This is a genomic window from Arthrobacter sp. K41, assembly GCF_059089645.1.
Window position 1 is genome coordinate 136,729 of the sequence record NZ_JBNHEW010000002.1, and the last position, 19,925, is coordinate 156,653.

The 19,925-nt window shown below is 63.0% G+C and carries 21 protein-coding genes; 10 read left to right on the plus strand and 11 right to left on the minus strand.

Translation table 11 applies throughout. The features are described 5' to 3' along the window. Window positions 1-32: 32 nt before the first annotated feature. Window positions 33-1,244 (plus strand): fumarylacetoacetate hydrolase family protein, encoded by a 1,212-nt coding sequence (locus tag AC5RTE_RS04925; RefSeq protein ID WP_494040289.1) that lies wholly within the window; start codon window positions 33-35, stop codon window positions 1,242-1,244. Here the strand turns inward: AC5RTE_RS04925 and AC5RTE_RS04930 are convergent. The 5 genes from AC5RTE_RS04930 to AC5RTE_RS04950 form a co-directional block, all read right to left on the minus strand. Beyond that, window positions 1,172-1,420 (minus strand): hypothetical protein, encoded by a 249-nt coding sequence (locus AC5RTE_RS04930; protein WP_494040290.1) that lies wholly within the window; start codon window positions 1,418-1,420, stop codon window positions 1,172-1,174. The two genes, AC5RTE_RS04925 and AC5RTE_RS04930, sit on opposite strands and share 73 nt — an antisense overlap. 63 nt (window positions 1,421-1,483) lie before the next feature. After that, on the minus strand, window positions 1,484-3,847 hold the full coding sequence (locus AC5RTE_RS04935) for a beta-xylosidase/alpha-l-arabinosidase (RefSeq protein ID WP_494040291.1): 2,364 nt from the start codon (window positions 3,845-3,847) through the stop codon (window positions 1,484-1,486). Between the two features lie 2 nt (window positions 3,848-3,849). After that, entirely contained in the window at window positions 3,850-4,668 is an 819-nt protein-coding gene (locus tag AC5RTE_RS04940; RefSeq protein ID WP_494040292.1) for a carbohydrate ABC transporter permease, read from the minus strand. Beyond that, window positions 4,669-5,622 (minus strand): carbohydrate ABC transporter permease, encoded by a 954-nt coding sequence (locus tag AC5RTE_RS04945; RefSeq protein ID WP_494040293.1) that lies wholly within the window; start codon window positions 5,620-5,622, stop codon window positions 4,669-4,671. 6 nt (window positions 5,623-5,628) lie between these two features. Next, a complete protein-coding gene (locus AC5RTE_RS04950; protein ID WP_494040294.1) occupies window positions 5,629-6,927 on the minus strand; it encodes an extracellular solute-binding protein in 1,299 nt (432 codons plus the stop codon). Between the two features lie 141 nt (window positions 6,928-7,068). On the opposite strand from AC5RTE_RS04950, the gene AC5RTE_RS04955 reads away from it, so the two are divergent. Together AC5RTE_RS04955 and AC5RTE_RS04960 are read left to right on the plus strand one after the other, a co-directional pair. After that, window positions 7,069-8,091 (plus strand): LacI family DNA-binding transcriptional regulator, encoded by a 1,023-nt coding sequence (locus AC5RTE_RS04955; protein ID WP_494040295.1) that lies wholly within the window; start codon window positions 7,069-7,071, stop codon window positions 8,089-8,091. A 31-nt stretch (window positions 8,092-8,122) separates the two neighbouring features. Continuing rightward, complete coding sequence (locus AC5RTE_RS04960) at window positions 8,123-9,034, plus strand: aldose-1-epimerase (RefSeq protein ID WP_494040296.1); 912 nt, start codon at window positions 8,123-8,125, stop codon at window positions 9,032-9,034. A gap of 66 nt (window positions 9,035-9,100) precedes the next feature. Here AC5RTE_RS04960 and AC5RTE_RS04965 read toward each other — a convergent pair whose 3' ends face one another. Next, window positions 9,101-10,267 carry an endo-1,4-beta-xylanase gene (locus AC5RTE_RS04965; protein ID WP_494040297.1) on the minus strand — a complete coding sequence of 389 codons (1,167 nt, stop codon included), beginning with the start codon at window positions 10,265-10,267 and terminating at the stop codon, window positions 9,101-9,103. 186 nt (window positions 10,268-10,453) lie between these two features. Between AC5RTE_RS04965 and AC5RTE_RS04970 the strand changes: the two genes are divergently transcribed. The 4 genes from AC5RTE_RS04970 (at window position 10,454) to AC5RTE_RS04985 (ending at window position 14,442) form a co-directional block, all read left to right on the plus strand. Then, the gene (locus tag AC5RTE_RS04970; RefSeq protein WP_494040298.1) at window positions 10,454-11,482 is read left to right on the plus strand and encodes a LacI family DNA-binding transcriptional regulator; all 1,029 of its coding nucleotides are present in this window, start codon (window positions 10,454-10,456) and stop codon (window positions 11,480-11,482) included. Between the two features lie 109 nt (window positions 11,483-11,591). Further along, entirely contained in the window at window positions 11,592-12,323 is a 732-nt protein-coding gene (locus AC5RTE_RS04975) for a polysaccharide deacetylase family protein (protein WP_494040299.1), read from the plus strand. A 118-nt stretch (window positions 12,324-12,441) separates the two neighbouring features. Further along, window positions 12,442-13,629 carry a xylose isomerase gene (gene xylA / locus AC5RTE_RS04980; protein ID WP_494040300.1) on the plus strand — a complete coding sequence of 396 codons (1,188 nt, stop codon included), beginning with the start codon at window positions 12,442-12,444 and terminating at the stop codon, window positions 13,627-13,629. A gap of 225 nt (window positions 13,630-13,854) precedes the next feature. Continuing rightward, window positions 13,855-14,442 carry a hemerythrin domain-containing protein gene (locus AC5RTE_RS04985; protein ID WP_494040301.1) on the plus strand — a complete coding sequence of 196 codons (588 nt, stop codon included), beginning with the start codon at window positions 13,855-13,857 and terminating at the stop codon, window positions 14,440-14,442. A 90-nt stretch (window positions 14,443-14,532) separates the two neighbouring features. On the opposite strand, the gene AC5RTE_RS04990 is transcribed toward AC5RTE_RS04985, so the two are convergent. From AC5RTE_RS04990 to AC5RTE_RS05005, 4 genes are all read right to left on the minus strand, one after another. Further along, on the minus strand, window positions 14,533-15,096 hold the full coding sequence (locus AC5RTE_RS04990) for a dihydrofolate reductase family protein (RefSeq protein WP_494040302.1): 564 nt from the start codon (window positions 15,094-15,096) through the stop codon (window positions 14,533-14,535). A 75-nt stretch (window positions 15,097-15,171) separates the two neighbouring features. Further along, window positions 15,172-15,531 carry an iron chaperone gene (locus AC5RTE_RS04995; protein ID WP_494040303.1) on the minus strand — a complete coding sequence of 120 codons (360 nt, stop codon included), beginning with the start codon at window positions 15,529-15,531 and terminating at the stop codon, window positions 15,172-15,174. Between the two features lie 31 nt (window positions 15,532-15,562). Next, a complete protein-coding gene (locus AC5RTE_RS05000) occupies window positions 15,563-16,204 on the minus strand; it encodes a dihydrofolate reductase family protein (protein ID WP_494040304.1) in 642 nt (213 codons plus the stop codon). A 141-nt stretch (window positions 16,205-16,345) separates the two neighbouring features. Further along, the gene (locus AC5RTE_RS05005) at window positions 16,346-17,518 is read right to left on the minus strand and encodes an MFS transporter (RefSeq protein ID WP_494040305.1); all 1,173 of its coding nucleotides are present in this window, start codon (window positions 17,516-17,518) and stop codon (window positions 16,346-16,348) included. Window positions 17,519-17,586: 68 nt separating this feature from the next. Here AC5RTE_RS05005 and AC5RTE_RS05010 point away from each other — a divergent pair, with 68 nt between their 5' ends. After that, window positions 17,587-18,174, plus strand: a complete 588-nt coding sequence (locus AC5RTE_RS05010; RefSeq protein WP_494040306.1) for a TetR/AcrR family transcriptional regulator — start codon at window positions 17,587-17,589, stop codon at window positions 18,172-18,174. Between the two features lie 80 nt (window positions 18,175-18,254). Here the strand turns inward: AC5RTE_RS05010 and AC5RTE_RS05015 are convergent, their stop codons facing one another. Further along, window positions 18,255-18,986, minus strand: coding sequence for a TetR/AcrR family transcriptional regulator C-terminal domain-containing protein (locus tag AC5RTE_RS05015; protein ID WP_494040307.1), 732 nt, complete (start codon window positions 18,984-18,986; stop codon window positions 18,255-18,257). Between the two features lie 437 nt (window positions 18,987-19,423). Between AC5RTE_RS05015 and AC5RTE_RS05020 the strand changes: the two genes are divergently transcribed. Further along, a complete protein-coding gene (locus tag AC5RTE_RS05020) occupies window positions 19,424-19,678 on the plus strand; it encodes a hypothetical protein (RefSeq protein ID WP_494040308.1) in 255 nt (84 codons plus the stop codon). A 74-nt stretch (window positions 19,679-19,752) separates the two neighbouring features. Further along, entirely contained in the window at window positions 19,753-19,887 is a 135-nt protein-coding gene (locus AC5RTE_RS05025) for a hypothetical protein (RefSeq protein ID WP_494040309.1), read from the plus strand. Window positions 19,888-19,925: the final 38 nt, after the last annotated feature.

Genomic DNA, 19,925 nt, shown 5'->3' on the forward strand with positions numbered 1-19,925 from the left:
TGGAAAGCAACCACTGAAGATGAGGACCAGGAATGACAAAAACCCCGTTACCGCAAATCCTTCCGGCCGACTCGGCAGGCGCGATCCTCGTCGGCCGGGTCTGGGATCCGGTCTCCCAAGGCCCAAGGGTGGTCTCTGTCCGGGATGGGATGGTGTCCGATCTGACCCCAGAGGTCCGGACTGTTGCTGGGCTTATGGACCACAAAGACCCCTTGGAATTGGTGCTGCACCGAACTGGCAATCCCGGCTGGGACCTTGCCGAACTGGTGGAAGCGTCACGCGCGGGGGACCGTAACCGGCCCCACCTGCTGTCCCCGATAGACCTTCAGGTGATTAAGGCCTGCGGTGTCACTTTTGTGGAGAGCATGATTGAGCGGGTGATCGAGGAGCGGTGCGCCGGTGATGTGTACCGGGCGGCGGAGGTCCGCGCAACGGTTGCCGGCGCTATGGGTGGCAGCCTGAACGCGTTGCGCCCGGGATCGGAACATGCCCGGCAAGTCAAGAGTGTCCTGTCAGCCCAGGGTATGTGGTCGCAGTACCTTGAGGTTGGGCTTGGCCCGGACCCTGAGGTGTTCACCAAAGCTCCGGTGCTCTCCTCCGTAGGCTTTGGTTCCGGAGTCGGGATCCCCGGCTTCTCCTCGTGGAACAACCCTGAGCCTGAACTTGTCCTGATCGCCGACTCTGCAGGACGGGTCCGGGGTGCCACGCTGGGAAACGACGTGAACCTTCGGGATGTCGAAGGCCGCAGCGCACTCCTGCTCGGCCTGGCGAAGGACAACAACGCATCCTGTGCCATTGGCCCGTTCATCCGGCTGTTCCACCAGGACTTCACCCTAGACGCCCTGCGGATCGAGGAGATCACCCTTACCGTGGAAGGGGCAGACGGCTACCGGCTGGAGGGTCGGAACAGCCTGGCCCGGATCAGCCGGCCCTTCGAGGAGCTCGTGGACGCCGCGTACGGCCGGCACCACCAGTATCCCGACGGCTTCGCTCTCTTCACAGGAACGCTGTTCGCTCCGACTCAGGACCGGCATGCCGAGGGGCTCGGCTTCACGCACCAGCCCGGGGACGTCGTCACCATCAGCAGCCCTCTGCTCGGCTCTCTCATCAACCGGACGGACAGGACCGAGGACATGGAGCCGTGGACCTTCGGGATCACAGCTTTGTTCAACTACCTGTCCCAGCTGGAGCGGGGGGCGCCGGCCTCGACCGGAAACTGGACGGATTCCCACGTCTCCCCGTAAGGGACCTGATCGTTCAGTTCCACGGTGAAGCGGCCGGCGCCGTGTTTCGTCACCAGGATGCCCTGGACAGGGTTTTCCTGGGCCAGGGCACGGAGCTGGTGGATGGAGGCATCGAGCTTCTCATCAGCCTCGGATGTCGTGGTGGCAAGGATGCTTAGGCGATGCGGCGTTCCCATGGGATTCCTTTCAGCGTAAAGGCAGGCGGCCGTGCCAAGGGGCACGGCCGCCTGCCTGTCCAATTACTTGTTCGGTGTCACCGTCACGCCGCAGTGCAGGCTGCGGGTGTGGTCAACAACGCGCGTTTCACCGCTCAGCGCGATACTGGCGTGCAGACGGATGTCTCCGCTTGATGCTCCGAAGCGAAGTTCAAGGTCGCCGGCCTCTACGATCCGGCGGCCATCGCGTCCTGTGAATGACGCGACGTCGGCGGGGACCGTGAAGGAAACCCGGGCCGAAGCGCCCGGCTCCAGCGGCACCCGGGCGTAACCCACCAGTTTCTGCACAGGGCGGACCACGGAGGCCACGGGGTCGTGCAGGTACAGCTGGACGAGTTCGACGCCGGCCCTGTCACCTGTGTTGGTGACAGAAATGCTTGCTTCGGCGACGCCGTCCACTGCCACGGTTGAGGGGCCCTCGAGCTCCAGCCCGGTCCATTCAAAGGTGGTGTAGCTCAGGCCGTGCCCGAAGGGGAAGGCCGCGGAAGGATCGATGTTGGAGACACCGCTGGCCTGCGCAAGCGGGGCTGCCAGGTACGTTGACGGCTGGGCGCCCGGCCGGGCGGGAATGCTCACCGGCAGCCGCCCGCTGGGGTTGACGCTGCCGCTGAGGATCCTGGCAACAGCCGGACCGCCTTCTTCACCGGGGAAGAACGCCTGCACGATCGCCGCAGCATCCTCGACGGCGGAGCCAACGGCGTACGGCCGGCCGGTGAGGAGCACCAGCACTACGGGCACACCCGTTTCGATCAGGCGGTCCAGTAGTTGCTGCTGGACGCCAGGGAGCACGAGGGACTCCACGTCGCAGCCCTCACCGCTGGTTCCCCGGCCGAACAGACCGGCGCGGTCGCCCAGAATGGCGATGACAACGTCGGCGCCGGTGGCGGCAGCAACGGCGTCGTCAAATCCCTCTGTGGACGTTCCGTCCACGGAGCAGCCCTCTGTTACCGTGATGGCGCTGTCCGGGAATTCGGCCCCGAGGGCCTGCGCCACGGTGGGCAGTTCGATGCCGACCGGGACGTCCGGATGCTGGCCGCCGACGTGTGCCGGGAACGAGTAGCAGCCAAGGAACGCCTGGGTGTTGTCCGCATTGGGTCCGATAACGGCGATGCGGCCCGGGTTGCCCAGCGGCAGGATCCCGTTGTTGCTGGCCAGGACGATCGACTGTTCGGCTATCCGGGCTGCAAGCTTCCGGTTGGCCTCGGTGTCCAGGGTGATGCTTCCTTCGAGCCCGGCAGGATTCTGCAGATCCGCCTCCTGCAGCGCAGGGGGAACGGGGGACCAGTCCTCATCGAGCAGGCCCAGCTCAATCTTCTGCACCAGCACCCGGTGCAGGGCCCGGTCAATGAGGCTGACGGGGACACGGCCGGCGTCAACCTCGGCGATGAGGTGCTCACCGAAGGCGTGCACGGTGGGAAGTTCGACGTCGACGCCCGCGGCCAGGGCGGCTGCTGCCGCTTCCCCAAACGTCCCGGCTATCCCGTGCAGGTTCTTCAGGAAGGCGACACCGAAGTAGTCCGCCACCACAGTGCCATCGAATCCCCAGGTGTCCCTCAGGAGATCGGTGAGCAGCGAGGAGTCAGCAGCGGTGGGGACCCCGTCAAGGTCCGTGTAGGCGTGCATCACGGAGCGGACGCCGGATTCACGGACGGCCATTTCGAAGGGTGGCAGCAGGACGTCTGCCATCTCACGGGCCCCTACGGAGACGGGGGCGAGGTTCCGGCCCGCCTTTGATGCCGAGTAGCCCACGAAGTGCTTGAGGGTGGCCACAACCCCACTGCTTTCCACACCCTGGATGTAGGCGGTGGCCAGCGTTCCGATCAGGTAGGGGTCTTCACCGATGGTTTCTTCCACCCTGCCCCAGCGCGCGTCGCGGACCACGTCCAGGACGGGGGCGAGGCCCTGGTGCACGCCAAGTGAACGCATGTCTGCGCCGATCGCGGCGCCCATGGTGCGGATGAGCCCGGCGTTGAAGGTGGCGCCCCAGGCCAGGGGCACCGGGTACGCGGTTGCCTGCCAGGTGGCAAAGCCGGCCAAGCACTCTTCATGGACCAGCGCCGGGATCCCGAAGCGGTTGGCGGCAGCAATGCGCTGCTGGGTCCGCTGAAGGGACAGCGCACCCAGTGCCGGATCCACCGGTGCAGTGCCAAAGGGCCGCGTCAGTTGGCCCAGGCCGCTGGGCAGGATCTCGTCCAGGTCAACGGGCGGGTTCATTTCATTCTGGTGCGGCGCCACTTCACCGCCTTCGCTGGAAGCGCCCACCCAGACTCCGTAGAGCTGGGCCGTCTTTTCCTTGAGCGTCATGGCGGCGATGAGGCTGTCCGCGCGCTCCTGCGGGCTGGCGGCGGTGTCGCGCCACGGCGCGCTGTGCGTTTTGGTTTCTGTCATGATTACTTTCCGCCAGCGCCCATGAGGCCCTGGACAAGCGCGCGGCGCGCGAAGAGGTAGGCGAGCAGTACCGGCACCATGGAAAGGGTTACGGCCGCCAGGAGTCCTGGGATGTTGATGCCGAACTGCGTCTGGAAGTTGAACAGGCCGAGGGTGACCACCCGGGTGGATTCGGACTGCGTCAGGATCAGCGGGAAAAGGAATCCGTTCCATGCCTGGAGTGCCGAGAACACCGCGATGGTGGACAATCCACCCTTGGACAGCGGCAGTACCAGGCGAAGGAAGGAACGGGCGGGGGTGGCCCCGTCCATGGCCATGGCCTCGTAAAGCTCGGGAGTGATGTCCCGCATGGTTCCGCTGAGGATGATGGTGCAGATCGGAAGGGCGAAGGCCGCCGTCGGAAGAATGACACCGAGCAGGTTGTCATAAAGGCCCACGGTGTTGATCAGGTAGAACACCGGAACGATCACAGCCTGGGCGGGGATCGCCAGGCCCAGCAGGAACATGCGGAAGATGACCGAGGCGGCACGGCTCTGGCTCCGGACGATTGCATAGCTCAGCGGGGGCACCAGAAGCAGGACCAGGCCAACGACGCCGACCGTAACGATGACGGTATTGAAGAAGTACCGGCCGAATCCACTGGAGATGGCATCAACGTAGTTCTGCAGCGTGAAGCTGGTAGGAAAGGACAGCGGTCCGTTGTCGCCAAACTCGGCACGGGTCTGGAAAGTCGCGGAGAGCATCACGTACAGCGGCACAGCAACGATGGCCAGCCAGATGAAGGCACCGATGCCGGCGAGGTAATTCGGACGCGTTTTCATTTAGAGCCCCTCCAGGGAACTGCGCATCTTGTCGTATCCGGAGACACGGACCACGGCGAAGGAAATCGCCGTGGAGATGATGACCAGTACGAGTGCGATGGCGCTGCCGGCACCGAAATCGAACCGGCGGAACGCTTCCTGGTACATGTGGAAAGCGGTGATGGTGGTACTGGTGCCCGGTCCGCCATTGGTCAGGATAAGGACTGTTTCGAAGGTGGTCAGGCCACCCACCACCATCAGGATCACGGACGTGATGATGCTGTTTTTCAGTTGGGGCAGGGTGATGCTGAAGAACTGCCTGACTGTGCCGGCGCCGTCGATGGACGCGGCCTGGTACAGCACCGGCGGGATCTGCTTGGCTGCGCCTTGGTAGATAAGTGTGTGGAACGGCGTGAACTGCCACATGCCCACGAAGATCAGCACTGCGATGGCACCCGTCTGGGTACCCAGGACGTTTCCGTCTCCGAACAGCCAGGACATCTGCCCCGGAATGCCGAAGTTAGGGTCAAGCAGGGCACGCCACAGGACTGAGATTGCAGCCGAGGACAACAGCAGCGGAACGAAGTAGATGGCGCTCAGGATGGCGCGGTTTCTCTGGTTGCCGGCCGCCCAGACGCCCAGCAAAATGCTCAGCGGAGTTTGGGTCACAATGCCAAGCACAATGAACACCAGGCTCAGCCAGAGGCTCTGGAGCATGACGGGGTCCTGGAAGAGGGCTTCCCAGTTCTTGAGCCCTACGAATTTGGGATCGCCGAGGCCCTTCCAGGTGGTGAAGGACAGCACCGCCACCGCGATAAGCGGTACCAGCGCGAAAAGTGCGAAGAAGATAGTGGCAGGAAGGGCCCAGACAAAGCCGGGGCGGCTCGAGGAAGAGCCGCCCCGTCGCGCCGGGCGGCCCTCTTCGGGGCCGCCCGCGCCTGTCGGGCGCCTGCGGTTTGCAAGCGTCGTGGTCATGATTTCCTAGAGGCTCTGCATTGCCTTGATAAAGCCGTCTTCGTCAATCTGTCCACTGAAGAACTGTGAGACGGCGGTGAGGATGGTGACTGTTGCTTCCGGCGGGTATGCCTGGTCCCACGAAAGCTGGAACGACGGGGCTTCCTTGACCAGGCTGAACTGGTACTTGGCGTATTCGGGATCCGCTGCCTTGTCGAGGAATTTCTCCGTGTTGGTGGTGGTGGGGAGGTTACCGATGGCAACCTGCTCCTGCACGAACTGATCGGAGTACATGAGCTTCAGGAAATCGCGGGCAGCTTCCGGGTAGCGCGTGTTCTTGTGGATCGAGTAGAAGTTGTTGGTGTTGCCCACCAGGTTGTTCTCGTCGCCCTTTCCACCTTCGATCTTCGGGAACTCGCTGTAACCGAGGACCTCCGCGGCGAACTTGGCGTCGTTGCTCTGCTGGGTGGAGTACTCCCATGACCCCATCAGTTCGAAGCCGGCCTTGCCGCTCGCCAGCAGTGCGGGGGACCCGCCGTCGGTGAACTTCACTGAGTCGAAGTTGGTGCCGAACGCTCCGGCATCAACGAGCTCCCGGAGCATGCCGAGGGCTTTGCGGCTTTCTTCCGATTCCCAGACGCTGGTGTCCCCTTCCAGTGCCTTCTGGAAAAGGCCTTCACCCGCCACACGGTCGTAGAGGTACTCGAACCACATCAGGGTGGGCCACCGGTCGCCGGCACCCAGGGCGATGGGGGTGATGCCCTTGTCCTTGAGGATCTTTACATCCTCCAGCAGCTCTTCCCAGGTGGCCGGGGGGTTGCTGATCCCGGCGTCCGCGAGGACTTTCGAGTTGTTGAAGAGCATGACCGGCTGCGTGCCGCGCATCGGCACGCCGTAGGACTTGCCTTCAATGACAGCGGTTTGGAACACGGACGGCAGGAAAGCGTCCTTCAGCTGTGCGTCCTCCTTGATGAAATCGTCAAGGGGGAGCACCAGGTCGGCATCAACGAAACTCTTGATGCTGCCGCCACCCCAGTTGAAGAAGATATCGGGTGCGGTTGGCGTGTCCATAATGGTCTGCAGCTTCGACTGGTACTCGGCGCCGGGGATTTTGTCGAGGACAACCTTCACCTCAGAGGTAGCGTTAAAGGCGTCGATCATTTTCTGTTCCACTACGTTGCCTGCATCGCCGTACATGGCGACGTGGATCTCGTTCTCGGGCCGGCTCGACGCGCCGGACCCTCCGGAGCAGCCGGCCATTGTCAGGCCCAGGGCAAGAGCCGCACTGCCTGCAAGGCTGCGTGCGACCCATCCATGCTTGTTCATCTTCGAACGCCTCTCGAAAGTTTCGATGCTTTCATCGAAAGTTATGTGATGCCTGCAAGTGTAAGTTGCGTTACATCCATGGCGCAAGGCGCGAAAGTTTCATGAGGCCAAAAGGGCCACACTCCCGCTATGCTGGTCCTCATGTCCAGCCCTGTATCTTCCGACGCGCGCGTTACCCTCGCCCAACTGGCCGAGGAGGCGGGTGTTTCGCTGTCCACAATTTCGAAGGTTCTCAACGGCCGAACGGACGTTTCTCGTAAAACACGTTCGAAAGTTGAGGAGCTCCTCGAGGAGCACGGCTATAAGCGTCGTAAAACGACTGCGTCAAAGTCCGCCCTGCTGGAGTTGGTCTTCCATGAGCTGGAAAGCGCCTGGGCGCTGGAAATCATCCGCGGCGTCGAAAACGTCGCAAAGGCGAACGGGATGAGCGTTATCCTCACTGAGAGCGGCACCAGGCATGCGCCTGGCGCGGACTGGATTGAAGGCGTGATGGCCCGCCGGCCGGCCGGGGTTGTCCTCGTCTTTTCGGATCTGCCGCAGGAGTACCGGCAGCAGCTGGATGCCCGCTCCATTCCGTTTGTGATCATCGACCCCGCTGGTGACCCTGCCCCGGACGTTCCTTCCGTTGGTTCGGCAAACTGGGCCGGGGGCATGATGGCCACACGGCACCTCATTGAACTTGGCCATACCCGCATTGCCGCCATTTCCGGCCCCGAGGACATGATGTGCTCCCTGGCCCGGATCGACGGCTACAACTCGGCCCTGAACACCGCAGGCATTCCCATTGACCGTACCCTCATCCGCTACGGTGACTTCCATGTCGACGGCGGCCGGCACCATGCCCGAGAGCTGTTGCAGATGGAACAGCGGCCCACCGCCATATTCGCCGGCAGTGACCTGCAGGCCCTCGGCGTGCTGGACGCGGCCCGCCAGTTGGGAATTTCCGTCCCGGCCCAGCTGTCCATCGTGGGCTACGACGACCTTCAGGTGGCGCGCTGGTCCAGCCCTGCGCTGACCACCGTGCACCAGCCCCTGATAGAAATGGCTGAAGAGGCGGCCCGGATGGTCCTGCGCCTCCGCGAAGGCGAGCGGCCCAACAACCTGCGCCTGGACCTTGCAACATCCCTTGTTGTCCGCCAAAGCACCGCAACCTGCCCCGACTGAACCTCGGCAGCACCTTCCGGAAAGGAACGCAATGTCACCCAGCGCCACTCCCAACGGAGAGTTAATAATCCTGGAGGCGGGTGACTACAGGGCGACTGTCGCAACCGTGGGAGCCGGGCTCATCAGCCTTTCCTACCAGGGCAACGACATCGTGCTGCCCTTCCCTGCCGACACCCTATCGCCGGCCTATGCCGGAAAGGTGCTCATGCCGTGGCCCAACCGCGTGGCCGGCGGCGCCTACAGCTTCGACGGGCAGCGCTATGAGCTGCCGGTGAACGAGGCGGCTACCGGCAGCGCGTTGCACGGGCTGGCGCTGTGGAACGCATGGCAGCTGGAGCAGCGCTCACATAATGAAGTGGTCCTCACGCACCTGCTGCACGGCGAACCCGGCTACCCATTCCAGCTCGCACTCACCGCCCGCTATGCCCTGGACGCAGACACCGGGCTCCATGTGGAGCTCCGCGCCGCCAACTGCGGGACAGCACCGGCACCGTACGGCTGCGGCTCCCACCCCTACATCACCGTGGGAGGCGAGGACGTTTCAAAGTGTGAACTGAGGTTCCTGGCCGGCAAGGTGCTCCTGACGAACGAAAGGCTGCAGCCGACCGGGCTTCTGGAAACCCCGGGGACCGAGTTCGATTTCTCCGAGCTCCGGATGCTGGCCTCCCAGTCGCTCGATCACGCTTTCACCGCCCTCCCTGAGGGGACGTGGGACGTAACCCTGCGCAACCCCGCCCTGCAGCTGTCGTCAGTGGTGGAAGCCACCGGAGCCAACACGCCCTGGCTGCAGCTCTACTCCGGAGAGCTGCGGGGCCGGAAGGGGCTGGCCGTTGAGCCTATGACCTGCCCGCCCGACGCATTGAATTCGGGGCAGGACCTTGTTGTTCTTGAGCCAGGCCAGTCACACTCCCTCGCGTTCCGGATCCACGCCGTGGCGGGTTAGCGGCAACACAAAACGGCCCGGAACCACATGGTTCCGGGCCGTTTTGTCAGGAGTTCTGCCGCCGCGCTACTGCTGGTAGGCGGGGTGGCGGTCCAGGCGCTGTTCTCCGCCCGGGCTTGCCTTGAGCAGTGTGGACTGCAGAGCGTAGTAGGAAGGCTTACGGGTGTAGTCCTCCCACATCACCGTAGCTTCACCCTGGCCGCTAAAGAAGACCGGGACCCACGAGTACTTGTCATTGAAGCCCCAGATGGTGAAGGACTTGCAGTCCTCAACACTCAGGCAGGCTTCGAGCGCGCGCTGGTAGTAGCTGGACTGCTTTGCCAACTGCTCGGCCGTCGGCTTGGTCCCGGCGGCGATGTTCATACGGACGTCGATCTCGGTGACGGCGGTCTCGAGGCCCAGGTCATCGAAGCGCTGAAGGTTAGCCTGCATGTCGCCGGGGAAGCCGTACTGTGTGCTGAGGTGGCCCTGGACCGCGAAGCCATCCACCTTGACGCCCTTGGCCTGGAGCTTCGGGATCAGCTGGACGTAGGCCGTGCTCTTGGCATTGATGCTTTCCACACCGTAGTCGTTGAAGAAGAGCTTGGCCTTCGGGTCGGCTTCATGGGCCCAACGGAAGGCGTCGGCGATGATCTCGGGACCAAGTTCGCGGATCCAGATGTTGTCGGTGGTGCGGAGGGTGCCGTTCTCATTGAAGATTTCATTGGCGACATCCCACTGCTGGATCTTGCCGGCGTACCGCCCAACAACCGTGGTGATATGGTCCTTCAGAATCGAGCGGAGCTCGTCCTTGCTGAAATTGCCCTGCTCCAGCCAGGCCGGGTTCTGGCTGTGCCAGAACAGCGTGTGGCCGCGGACCACTTGGCCGTTCTGCTGGGCGAACTCCACGATGGCGTCCATCTCGGCAAAGCGGTACTGATCGCGCTGGGGGTGGATAAACTCCCACTTGGCCTGGTTCTCCGGCGAGAGGGAGCTGAACTCCGAAGCCAGGACCTCTCGGTACTGCTGGTCCGAGGTGAACGGGTTGGCATACGGCATCGTTTCGTGGTGGCCTCCGCCGGCAACTGCAGTGCCGATCCGGACATCCTTCGGTGCGGCCCAGCGCAGGGTGTCCTGCTTGGCAAGGCCGGGGGGCTGCGGCTTGTCATTCCCGCCGGCAACTGCAGGCAGTGCCGTTGGGAGGACAAACGCTGACGCCATGACAGCGGCAGCGACCAGTTTTGCAACCTTCATTGAGAGCTCTCCTTTGAGTACGATCGATCGGCACTCGAATTCCGACCGGACACTTTCCGGAAACTTCCGGAAAGCAGTGGTTGTAGATTAGGAGTGTTTCAAAGAGCGCGTCAAGGGTTTACGGAAAAGTCTTGGCTGGCGCGATGGCGCAAAGGCCTATACTTGCAGCGAAACCAGGAGGAATGCGTGCCCGAGACCCAGCGCCCGGCTGTAACAATTTCGGCCATTGCAGCCGAAGCGGGCGTTTCAGTGCCCACCGTCTCCCGTGTACTTAACGGGCGCGGCGATGTTTCCGCGCGGACGCGTGAGCGGGTGGAAACCCTGCTGCGGGACCACGGTTACCAGCGGCGGGGGAACCGCCCGGAGGTGCGGTCCGGCCTCATTGACCTGGTTTTTAATGATCTGGACAGTCCCTGGGCCGTGGAAATCATCCGCGGGGTGGAGGAAGCCGCAAATGAAGCCGGCGCCTCCACCGTGGTTTCCGCTATCCACCGCAAGACAAGTCCAACCTCCACGCGGCAGTGGCTGGACAATGTCAGCGCCCGGGCGAGTGACGGCGCCATCCTCGTCACTACGGACCTTGATACCTTCCTGCGGGCCGAACTGCAGCGGCTTCACGTTCCCGCCGTGGTGGTTGACCCCGCAGGCGTGCCGGACCTTGACGTCCCCACCATTGGCGCCACGAACTGGACCGGGGCGGTGGGAGCAACCGAGCATCTCACCGGAATCGGCCACCGGCGCATCGGATTTGTTGCCGGCACACCCGGCCTGTGGTGCAGCAGGGCGCGGCTCGACGGGTACCGCGCGGGGCTCGATGCTGCCGCCATACCCTTCGATCCTGCCCTGGTGGTTGAGGGCGACTTTGACTACCAGTCCGGGTTCCGTGCCGGTGTCAGGTTGCTCGAGCTGGCCGATCCGCCGTCGGCAGTCTTTGCCGCCAGTGACCAAATGGCCCTTGGAGTGTATGAAGCAGTGCGCAAAAAGGGGCTGCGGGTCCCGGAGGACATCAGCGTCGTCGGCTTCGACGACCTTCCCGAAGCCCGCTGGGCCTCTCCTCCGCTGACCACCGTACGGCAGCCCCTGGCGGAGATGGGCAAACTTGCCGCCCGCACGGTGCTCCGGATGCTGCAGGGCGAAGGCGTCGAAAGCCCCCGTGTTGAGCTCTCCACCAGACTGGTGCTCAGGGAGAGCACGGGAGCGCCCCGCCAGGCCTGACAGCGGTTCCCGTCTGCTGCCTGCACCCTTGACGCCGTTCCTGGGGTGAGCTTACTCTGAGCGCGTTCCGGAACTTACCGGAACTTTCTGCGACTCCAATGAGGTAGCCATGAGTTTCCCCTTGCACCGCTCAAAAATTCTGCGCCAAGCGGCGTTGCCCCTCGCTGCAACCGCGCTGGCAATCGTCGCCGCCATTCCCGCCGGCCTTGCCGGCGCTGTTCCTGCCCAGGCGGACCAGGCAACTCCCGCAATCGTCGATTCCACGCGGCATGAAGGCAGGTACTTAAGCCTCACATTCGACGACGGCCCCGACCCCGTCAACACCCCCAAATTGCTGGCGGTGCTTGAGAAGCACCACGTCAAGGCGACCTTCTGCCTGTGGGGGGACCACGTAAAGCAGCACCCGGAGATCGTCCGCCAGATCGCCGAGGCAGGCCATCTGCTCTGCAACCACACGATGCACCACGACAACATGGGCACATGGAGTGCCGACGCCATCAGGGCAGACCTCGAAGCGACCAGCGCGGTTATCCGCGAGGCCGTTCCCGGGGCAAAGATCAACTACTTCCGCGCGCCCTATGGGAGCTGGGGCGGGACTCCGCAGGTGGCTGCGGACATGGGCATGCAGCCGCTCGGCTGGGCCACTGTTGTGGGCGACTGGGATCCGCCGGGAACCGCCGAGCTGGTCCGCCGGATCAGGGAGGGCATACGGCCAGGGGGGGTGGTGCTCCTGCACGACGGCGGCGGCGACAGGAGCCAGACGGTGGAAGCCGTAGACCAGATCATCCCGGAGTCGAAGTCCGAGGGCTGGCGTTTCGACCGGCCGGCCCGCCGCGGCTGATCCCCCTGGCGGCCGGGTCGCTGGCACTCTTGACGCCAGCGAGCCGGCCGCAATATAGTTTATTGCATAAACTAATTGGCCGCTCCGGCCTGACTCCTCCCAAGTGCAAGGACGCATCATGACTCTTTCCCCTACCCCTGCTGATAAGTTCACTTTTGGTCTGTGGACTGTGGGCTGGACCGGCGCTGACCCGTTTGGTGTGGCTACCCGTGCGGCGCTGGATCCGGTAGAGGCGGTGCACCGGCTCGCTGAGCTGGGCGCGTATGGCATCACGTTCCACGACAATGACCTGGTTCCCTTTGAGGCCACGGCCTCGGAGCGGGAGCTGATCCTGAAGAACTTCAAGGCGGCGCTGGCCGAGACCGGTTTGAAGGTCCCGATGGTGACCACGAACCTGTTCAGCCACCCGGTGTTCAAGGACGGCGGGTTCACCTCCAATGACCGTTCCATCCGCCGCTTTGCCCTGTCCAAGGTCTTGCGGAACATCGATTCGGCCGCGGAGTTCGGCGCCGAAACGTTCGTGATGTGGGGCGGGCGTGAAGGCAGCGAATACGACGGGTCCAAGGACCTCGCCGCGGCCCTGGACCGGATGCGCGAGGGTGTGGACACCGCCGCGGCCTACATCAAGGACAAGGACTACAACCTGCGCATCGCCCTGGAGCCCAAGCCCAACGAACCCCGCGGCGATATCTTCCTGCCCACCGTCGGCCACGGCCTGGCGTTCATCGCCGAGCTCGAACACGGCGACATCGTGGGCCTGAACCCCGAAACCGGGCACGAGCAGATGGCCGGGCTGAACTTCACCCACGGCATCGCCCAGGCCCTCTGGGCGGGCAAGCTGTTCCACATCGACCTCAACGGCCAGCGCGGGATCAAGTACGACCAGGACCTCGTCTTCGGCCACGGTGACCTCACCAGCGCGTTCTTCACCGTTGACCTGCTCGAGAACGGCTTCCCGGGCGGCGGGCCCCGCTACGAAGGCCCGCGCCACTTCGACTACAAGCCTTCCCGCACCGATGGCTACGACGGCGTCTGGGAATCAGCCAAAGCCAACATGAACATGTACCTGCTCCTGAAAGAACGCGCCCTCGCGTTCCGCGCCGATCCCCAGGTCCAGGAAGCACTCACCGCCTCGGGCGTGTTCGAACTCGGCGAACCCACCCTCGCCGCCGGCGAAACCGCCACCGACCTGCTGGCCGACACCACCGCCTTCGAGGACTTCAACGCCGACACCGCAGCCGAACGCTCCTTCGCGTTCGTCCGCCTCAACCAACTCGCCATCGAACACCTCCTGGGCGCCCACTGACCAGGACTTTCCGCGGCCGGTGCTGAGTGCCGGCCCTTAGAGGGGCATCCGGAGCGACCGCCGTGGTCGCTCCGGATGCCCCTCTTGTCCTTTTTCCGCGACCGCACTCTTCCCTATTTTCTGTCCATAGGCGGTGGATTCCACCTATGGATCGGGTTGCTGCCGCGTGGTAACTTGACCCTCTTACGTCGCTTACGGGAAGCGATCCAGGAGGAGGCCCAGCTCATGAGTGATTCCAATTCCGCCGGACCCAATGTGGACGTCGTGGACATCCTGACCAGTGACCACCAGGACATGGTTGCACTGATCGGGCAGATCAAAAGCTCCTCAAATGGGGACGAGCGCAGGGACCTGGCCGATACCCTGATCGCGGAAATCATGCGGCACGCTGTCGCGGAGGAGATGTACGTCTATCCTGCGATCAGGGACCACGTGCCCAACGGGCCGGAGGAAGTCGAACACGACAAGAAGGAACACGACGAAATCGTCAAGCTGATGAAGAAGCTGGAGAAAGCCGAGTCATCCGGCCAAGCCTTCATGGACCTGGTGCAGGAGCTGGAGCAGCAGCTGACCCATCACGCCAACGACGAAGAGTCCGAACAGTTCCCGAAGCTCCGCCTGCACATCCCGCGCGAAAAACTGGTCGACATCGGCGAGAAGGTCCAGAAAGCCAAAAAGCTGGCGCCGACCCGGCCGCACCCCAGCGCGCCGCACTCCGAGCTGTTCCACAAGACCGTGGGGCCCGGCGTCGGCATGGTGGACCGGCTCCTGGACAAGCTCACCGGCCGGCACACTGATCGGAAGGGCAACTGACGCCGCCCATCACTGCAGGGGCGTGCCGTTCGGCGTCATAGCCGTGCACAGTTGGCGCTGGTCTGCGTCCAGGTGATTCGCCGTCGTGCCTCAGCGCCTGGTCTCGTAGCTGGTCAAGACCACTCCGCCGGGAAAAGTCCGGGTCTCCACCAGGCGGAGGTTCACCCAGCTGTCCAGAGCTGTGAAGAACGGGGTGCCGCCGCCCACCAGGACCGGATGGGTGACGATCGAGTACTCGTCGATCAGCCCCGCCCGCATGGCGGCCGCGGCGAGGGTGGCACCGCCGATGTCCATGAAGCCGCCGGTCTCGTCCTTGAGCCTGGTGATCTCTGAAATGGCGTCGCCCGTGGCCAGGCGGGTGTTCCAGTCGACTGTGGTGGACGTCGAGGAGAATACTACCTTTGGCATGTCCCGCCAGCGGCGGGCGTATTGGATCTGTGCAGGTGTGGCGTCAGGCTGTAGGTCCGCGGTGGGCCAGTGGGAGCTCATCGTCTCCCACAATCTGCGCCCGTACAGGGCAAGCGCCGTTGTCCCCACCCGATCGGACCACCACTGGAACAGCTCGTCACTCGGTGCGCTCCAGCCGATGTCACCCCCCGGCGCTGCGATGTAGCCATCCACACTCAGGTTCATGGCGAAGGCCAGTTTCCGCATTGCGTCAGTTTCCCGCGGACAAGTATTAGTTGTACAGACACCAGGCGCCCATAGCGGTCACAGAAACACCGGCGGTCATGCCCCGCCATGTCTTTCTGCGGCAAGCTGGGCGGCGACTTTCCCGATGAGGTTGTAGGGAACGGGTTTAGCCAGCGGAAACTTCAGTGTGCCTTTTCCCGCCAGGTAGGGAGCCATTTCTGCCCTCAGAAGCTCGTCGCCGCGGGGCACAGGGTAAACCGAAGCGTGTTGTTTCCAGCCGGCGAAGTACACGACGTAGTGCCCCTGGAGGGTGATGGTGGGGAGGCCGTAGCTGATCTTCTCCTCGGCGTGGGGTATGGCTTCGTGTACCTGTCTGCGGATTTCCTGCAGGACCTGACGTGTTTCAGCGGGTTGCGCGGCGATATAGTCATCGACGCTTAAGTAGGTCTCTGGCATGCAGGGCCCCTCTGCGTTCAGCTACGAACCTTCAGCTGCCGGAGTTTTCGTCGAACCCGGATGCCTCGGGCAACGCATCCGCGGCGTGAATCCCGGAACCCTTCCCGGGGACTCCATAGACAAGCTCGATCAGCCCTTGGTCATATGTTGTTGCACTCTGCAGGGACAACACTTGTGGACGTTGCTCGAAAGGAAACACGCCCCGTCCCGCACCAATCGCTACCGGCAACACGATCAGTCTCACCTGGTCTACTTCGCCCGCCGCCAGGATCGTTCCGGCGAGGGTCAGGCTGCCCCAAATGACGACGTCGGCTTTCGCTTCGGCCTTGATTCTCCTGATTGCCGCTACGGCGTCGCCGCATTCAATTCGTGCTTCCGGCATGTCTCCCCACGGGGCGTTCCTAAGGTGATTGGAGAATACGATACGCCGGAGCGCGTTGAGCGCCGGCGTAATGAGTTCATGTGCTGAGGCCGGCGTTGGCCAGTACTCCACGAATTCGCGGTAGGTCTTTGCCCCCAGGACCATCGTGTCGACCGTCTCCAGCCACTTCAGTTGGCTGCGGTCAAATTCGGCAGTGCCGCCGGACAAGTACTCATAGAACGTGAAATTGTTGTTGGCATCGCCCGCGAATCCGTCGGCGCTGACGAACTCTTGGACCACCAGTTGCCCCATGATCGGCTCCTTGCCCTTCCGACGTCGTGGACTCTACGCCCCGATCCCGGCCATATCAACCCTTCGCGTTGACTCATGGAAGCGGTCCGGGTGCCCGGATGGCCACGGGAGCTTTCACCCAAGCCAGCGGACACCACCGGTTCACCTAATCCTGCGCTCAAGAGTCTTTCCTTGCTGCCGACGTCCGGGAATTGTCCGCTGTGTTATAGCTCCGAGAGCACTGAGGAGGCATAGGGCTCCGGCAGTGATGAAGGCAAAGACCAGGCTGGTTTCTTGAATTAGGGCACCGATAACTGTTGATCCAAGGGCCTGGCCCAGAACGAGGCTGATGAAAAGGATTGACGTTCCTGCAGCGCTGTTCGCCGCTGTAAGGGAGGCCCAGATGATGAGCACTGAGGTTGCTGCTGTATAGGCGAGGCCGAAAAGTCCTGCTGCAGCGAGGCTGAGCGCCGGGCTGGAGGGTACCAGGGCGAATCCCACTGTGGCGGCCGACGTCGCACCTACGGTTATATACCAAGTGGTCCTGACGGAGTGCTGGGCGAGCCAGGGCGCCAGGAGGAGCGCGGTTGAGCTACCGGCCCCCAAGGCCATCCACGCGATCGCGGATGTTGCGACTGTCATCCCGCCGTCGTCCTCGAGGAGTGAGGGTCCATATACCCAGAGGGCGGCGCTTCCAAGCCCGAGGACGAAAGCCGCAGCGATTGGCCAACCTAGGTCTCGAACGCTGGATGCTCCGCTACCAGACCCTTCATTGTGATTCGCAGTCTTACTAAGCCCTTCGGTGTCAGAAGCGTCCGAGCGAAGGACGCCGACCATGGCGATGAAAGTCATGACGGCTATGAGGATCCAGGCTGCCCGCCACGAGGGGCCCAGCACTAAGGCCATACCGCCGGCGGCGACGACACCGAAACCGGTGCCCGAATTCACGATCGACTGAAGTTGGTTTCGCTTGGCCGTTGCCGTGTTGCGTTGCACGAGTTCCACCAGCGCAGGTGATGCAAAGCCAGCCCCCATCCCGGCCAGTAGCACAGCGAAAATGAAGAAGATCGTGTCCTGAGCGGCCGCGATGCCCGCGCTTCCAAGGGTTGCGGTCGAGCCGGCGAGGACGGTTACGAAGCGGGGCCGACGGGGCGCGTACCGGAATCCAAAACCGGCTGAAGCGCAGTATGTGAGCGACGCGCCGGATGAGAGGAGACCTGCGATGGTCGGGGTCAGCGCGAAGGACGAAGAGAAGGAAGGAAGGAAGAGACCGTATCCGAATCGGGCCAGGCCATAGGTTGTCGCAACCAGCGCAACGGCACTTATCGCGAACATTCGAGGGGCTGTCGACCGACGGGTCTGTAACGCGCGTTTCATTGAAACGAACGTTATAGGATGAAAGCATGGCCGCACAACCCAGCGCGCGGGAAAGGTTGCTCGACGCTGCTGAAGATCTTGCTTTTACCCAAGGCGTCGCAGCGACACCCGTCGACGTGATCCTCAAACAGGCCAACGTTGCGCCCGCCACCCTGTACTCCCATTTCGGGAACAAGGAAGGGCTTATCGTCGAGGCATTGCGACGTCGCCTGACGCGCTGGGACCAGGACTGGCAGCGGGAAGTCTGTGCTGCCTCAACGGCCAAGGAGAAGCTACTTGCTGTTTTCCCTGCCCTGGCCCGGTACCGGTCCGGGCCTGCAACGGCCCGGTGGTGCGCGTTCCTCAGTGTGGCGGCAGAAACGCCCCACCCGAGTCAGCTACTCGATGAGGCTTTGCGCAGTGACACGGAACTACTCACCACGCGTCTTCACGAACTCGCCATACCCGTTGTCGGTACCGGTGCGGCACAAGCCCTCGCTGAACGAGTGGCTCTGATCCTGACCGGCGTGCTGGGAATGATGCTGCGAGCAGCGGATCCGGACAAGGTGATTGCCGACGGGTACGCGACCGCCAAGACCGTCGTTGAAGCAATGACGGCTTCTAACGCCCCGTAAGCGTTACGACGAAATCCGCGCAGCCAATGCATCACCGCAAGAAGCTCATGGCTGCAGCTGGTCAGGAGTGACAACTACCTCTAGGAGTCGGCCCCATCCGGGTCCGGAGATCCCCGGTGGGGGAGATGCCTTAGTTGGGCATTCAATCCGTTGAGAAGGATAGTGAGGCCTTGATCGAGTTCGGCGTCGCCGTCGTAGTCTGCCAGGACTGGCCCCAGTGCCCTGAGGTGGGGGAACTTTTTGGCCGGCAAGCGGTGCAGGCCCAATCGCAGGATGGCCTCGTTTTCATCCGGGTCCACGATGAATTCCTGGAGTTCGTTGAGGATGTGACCATAAAGGAATCCGTAGTAGGCGCGGTAGACGTGCAAGGCGTCAGCGGGGGCGAATCCAGCGTCTATCAACAGCGCACGGATTTGTTCCAGCGGACGAAGCGTCCCCAGCGGGCGTAAGCCCAGGGGAGTGGATAACGGCCGGGTGACCAGCAGGGGGACGACGTTGGGGTGACGAAGGGCCAACAGCCGGAGGTCATGGGCGATCCGGCGCAGCTGTGCCTGCCAGTCAGGGTCATCGGGAAAAATTGCCAATTCGTTCAGCACTATCTCGGTGACGCCATCCAGCAGGGCCGCCCGGTTCGCTGCGTGCCGGTACAGGCTCATGGGATCACAGCCGAGTTCCTGGGCAAGGCGGCGCATGCTCAAAGCATCGAGGCCTTCAGAGTCCACCAACTCCAGAGCAGCTTTCAGCACAATGTCCCTGCTCAGACGCCCCCGCCCTTTTGGAATTTGGTCGTCGCGACTCTTAATAGAGGCCATATTGGATCCGTCCTGTTTCCATAACGCCAGGCCCACCCACACGGCGATACGTAAGCTTGCTTAAGACCTAGTCTACGCATACAGTCTACAGTGTAGAGAAGTTGTCGACATGGTTTCAGTAAAGGGACCAGGGTTTGCAGGGGCCGTCCAGGTTGCTCACATTCTCCAAGGGAGAACCGATGATTACGCAGACCCCCAACGAGCGCGCAACGAGCACGCCTAAAGTGGCCTCCGGCGCCCACCGGGACATAGCGGCTTTGGCGTAGCATCCCTTCCGGTGCTGGCCAGGATCGTCTGCTTCACCGGGGCAGTAACCAGCCCGAGCGTCAGAAACGCGATGGTAAGTCAGTACGCTTAATGCCCCGTGCATGGCATTTGAGTTAAGGCCGCTGTAGCCGAACGGCGGAGACTTGCACTGTAGTGAAAAGAGCCCCACATTGGCGCATTCACAGTTCGACCAGTTCCTTCAAGAAGCCACCTACAAAGACCACGAGTCAGGCGCAAGGCTCGACGGGGACTCCCTTTACGGCCTTTACACCAGCTGGTGCTGCGTGTCGCAGCAGAAACCACAGCCTGAACACGTCTTTTGGGCTGCAATGACCCAACGGCTCAGCCCGGGAGAAGGCCTGCGCATGAAGAAGTGCCCTGCCGCTGCGGACTACATCCTCACCAGCTATCCGGCCATGGTTTGAACAGTCGTGACGCGACTCCATGCACGCCGCCCGCCTGATCACACGGCACCGGCAGAAGCGAAGGAATGCCTTCCATGACTGACACTAACGCCACCACCGCTGACACACATGCCGCCCTGGAGGACATGGACCTGACCCCGGATGGCCTCGCCGACGCCCCCGCCCATGAAGAGGACCAGGAAAGCATCGTCCACACCGGCAACAGCTAATAAACCAGACTCCATATGCGGGCGCTGCAGGCGGCCGC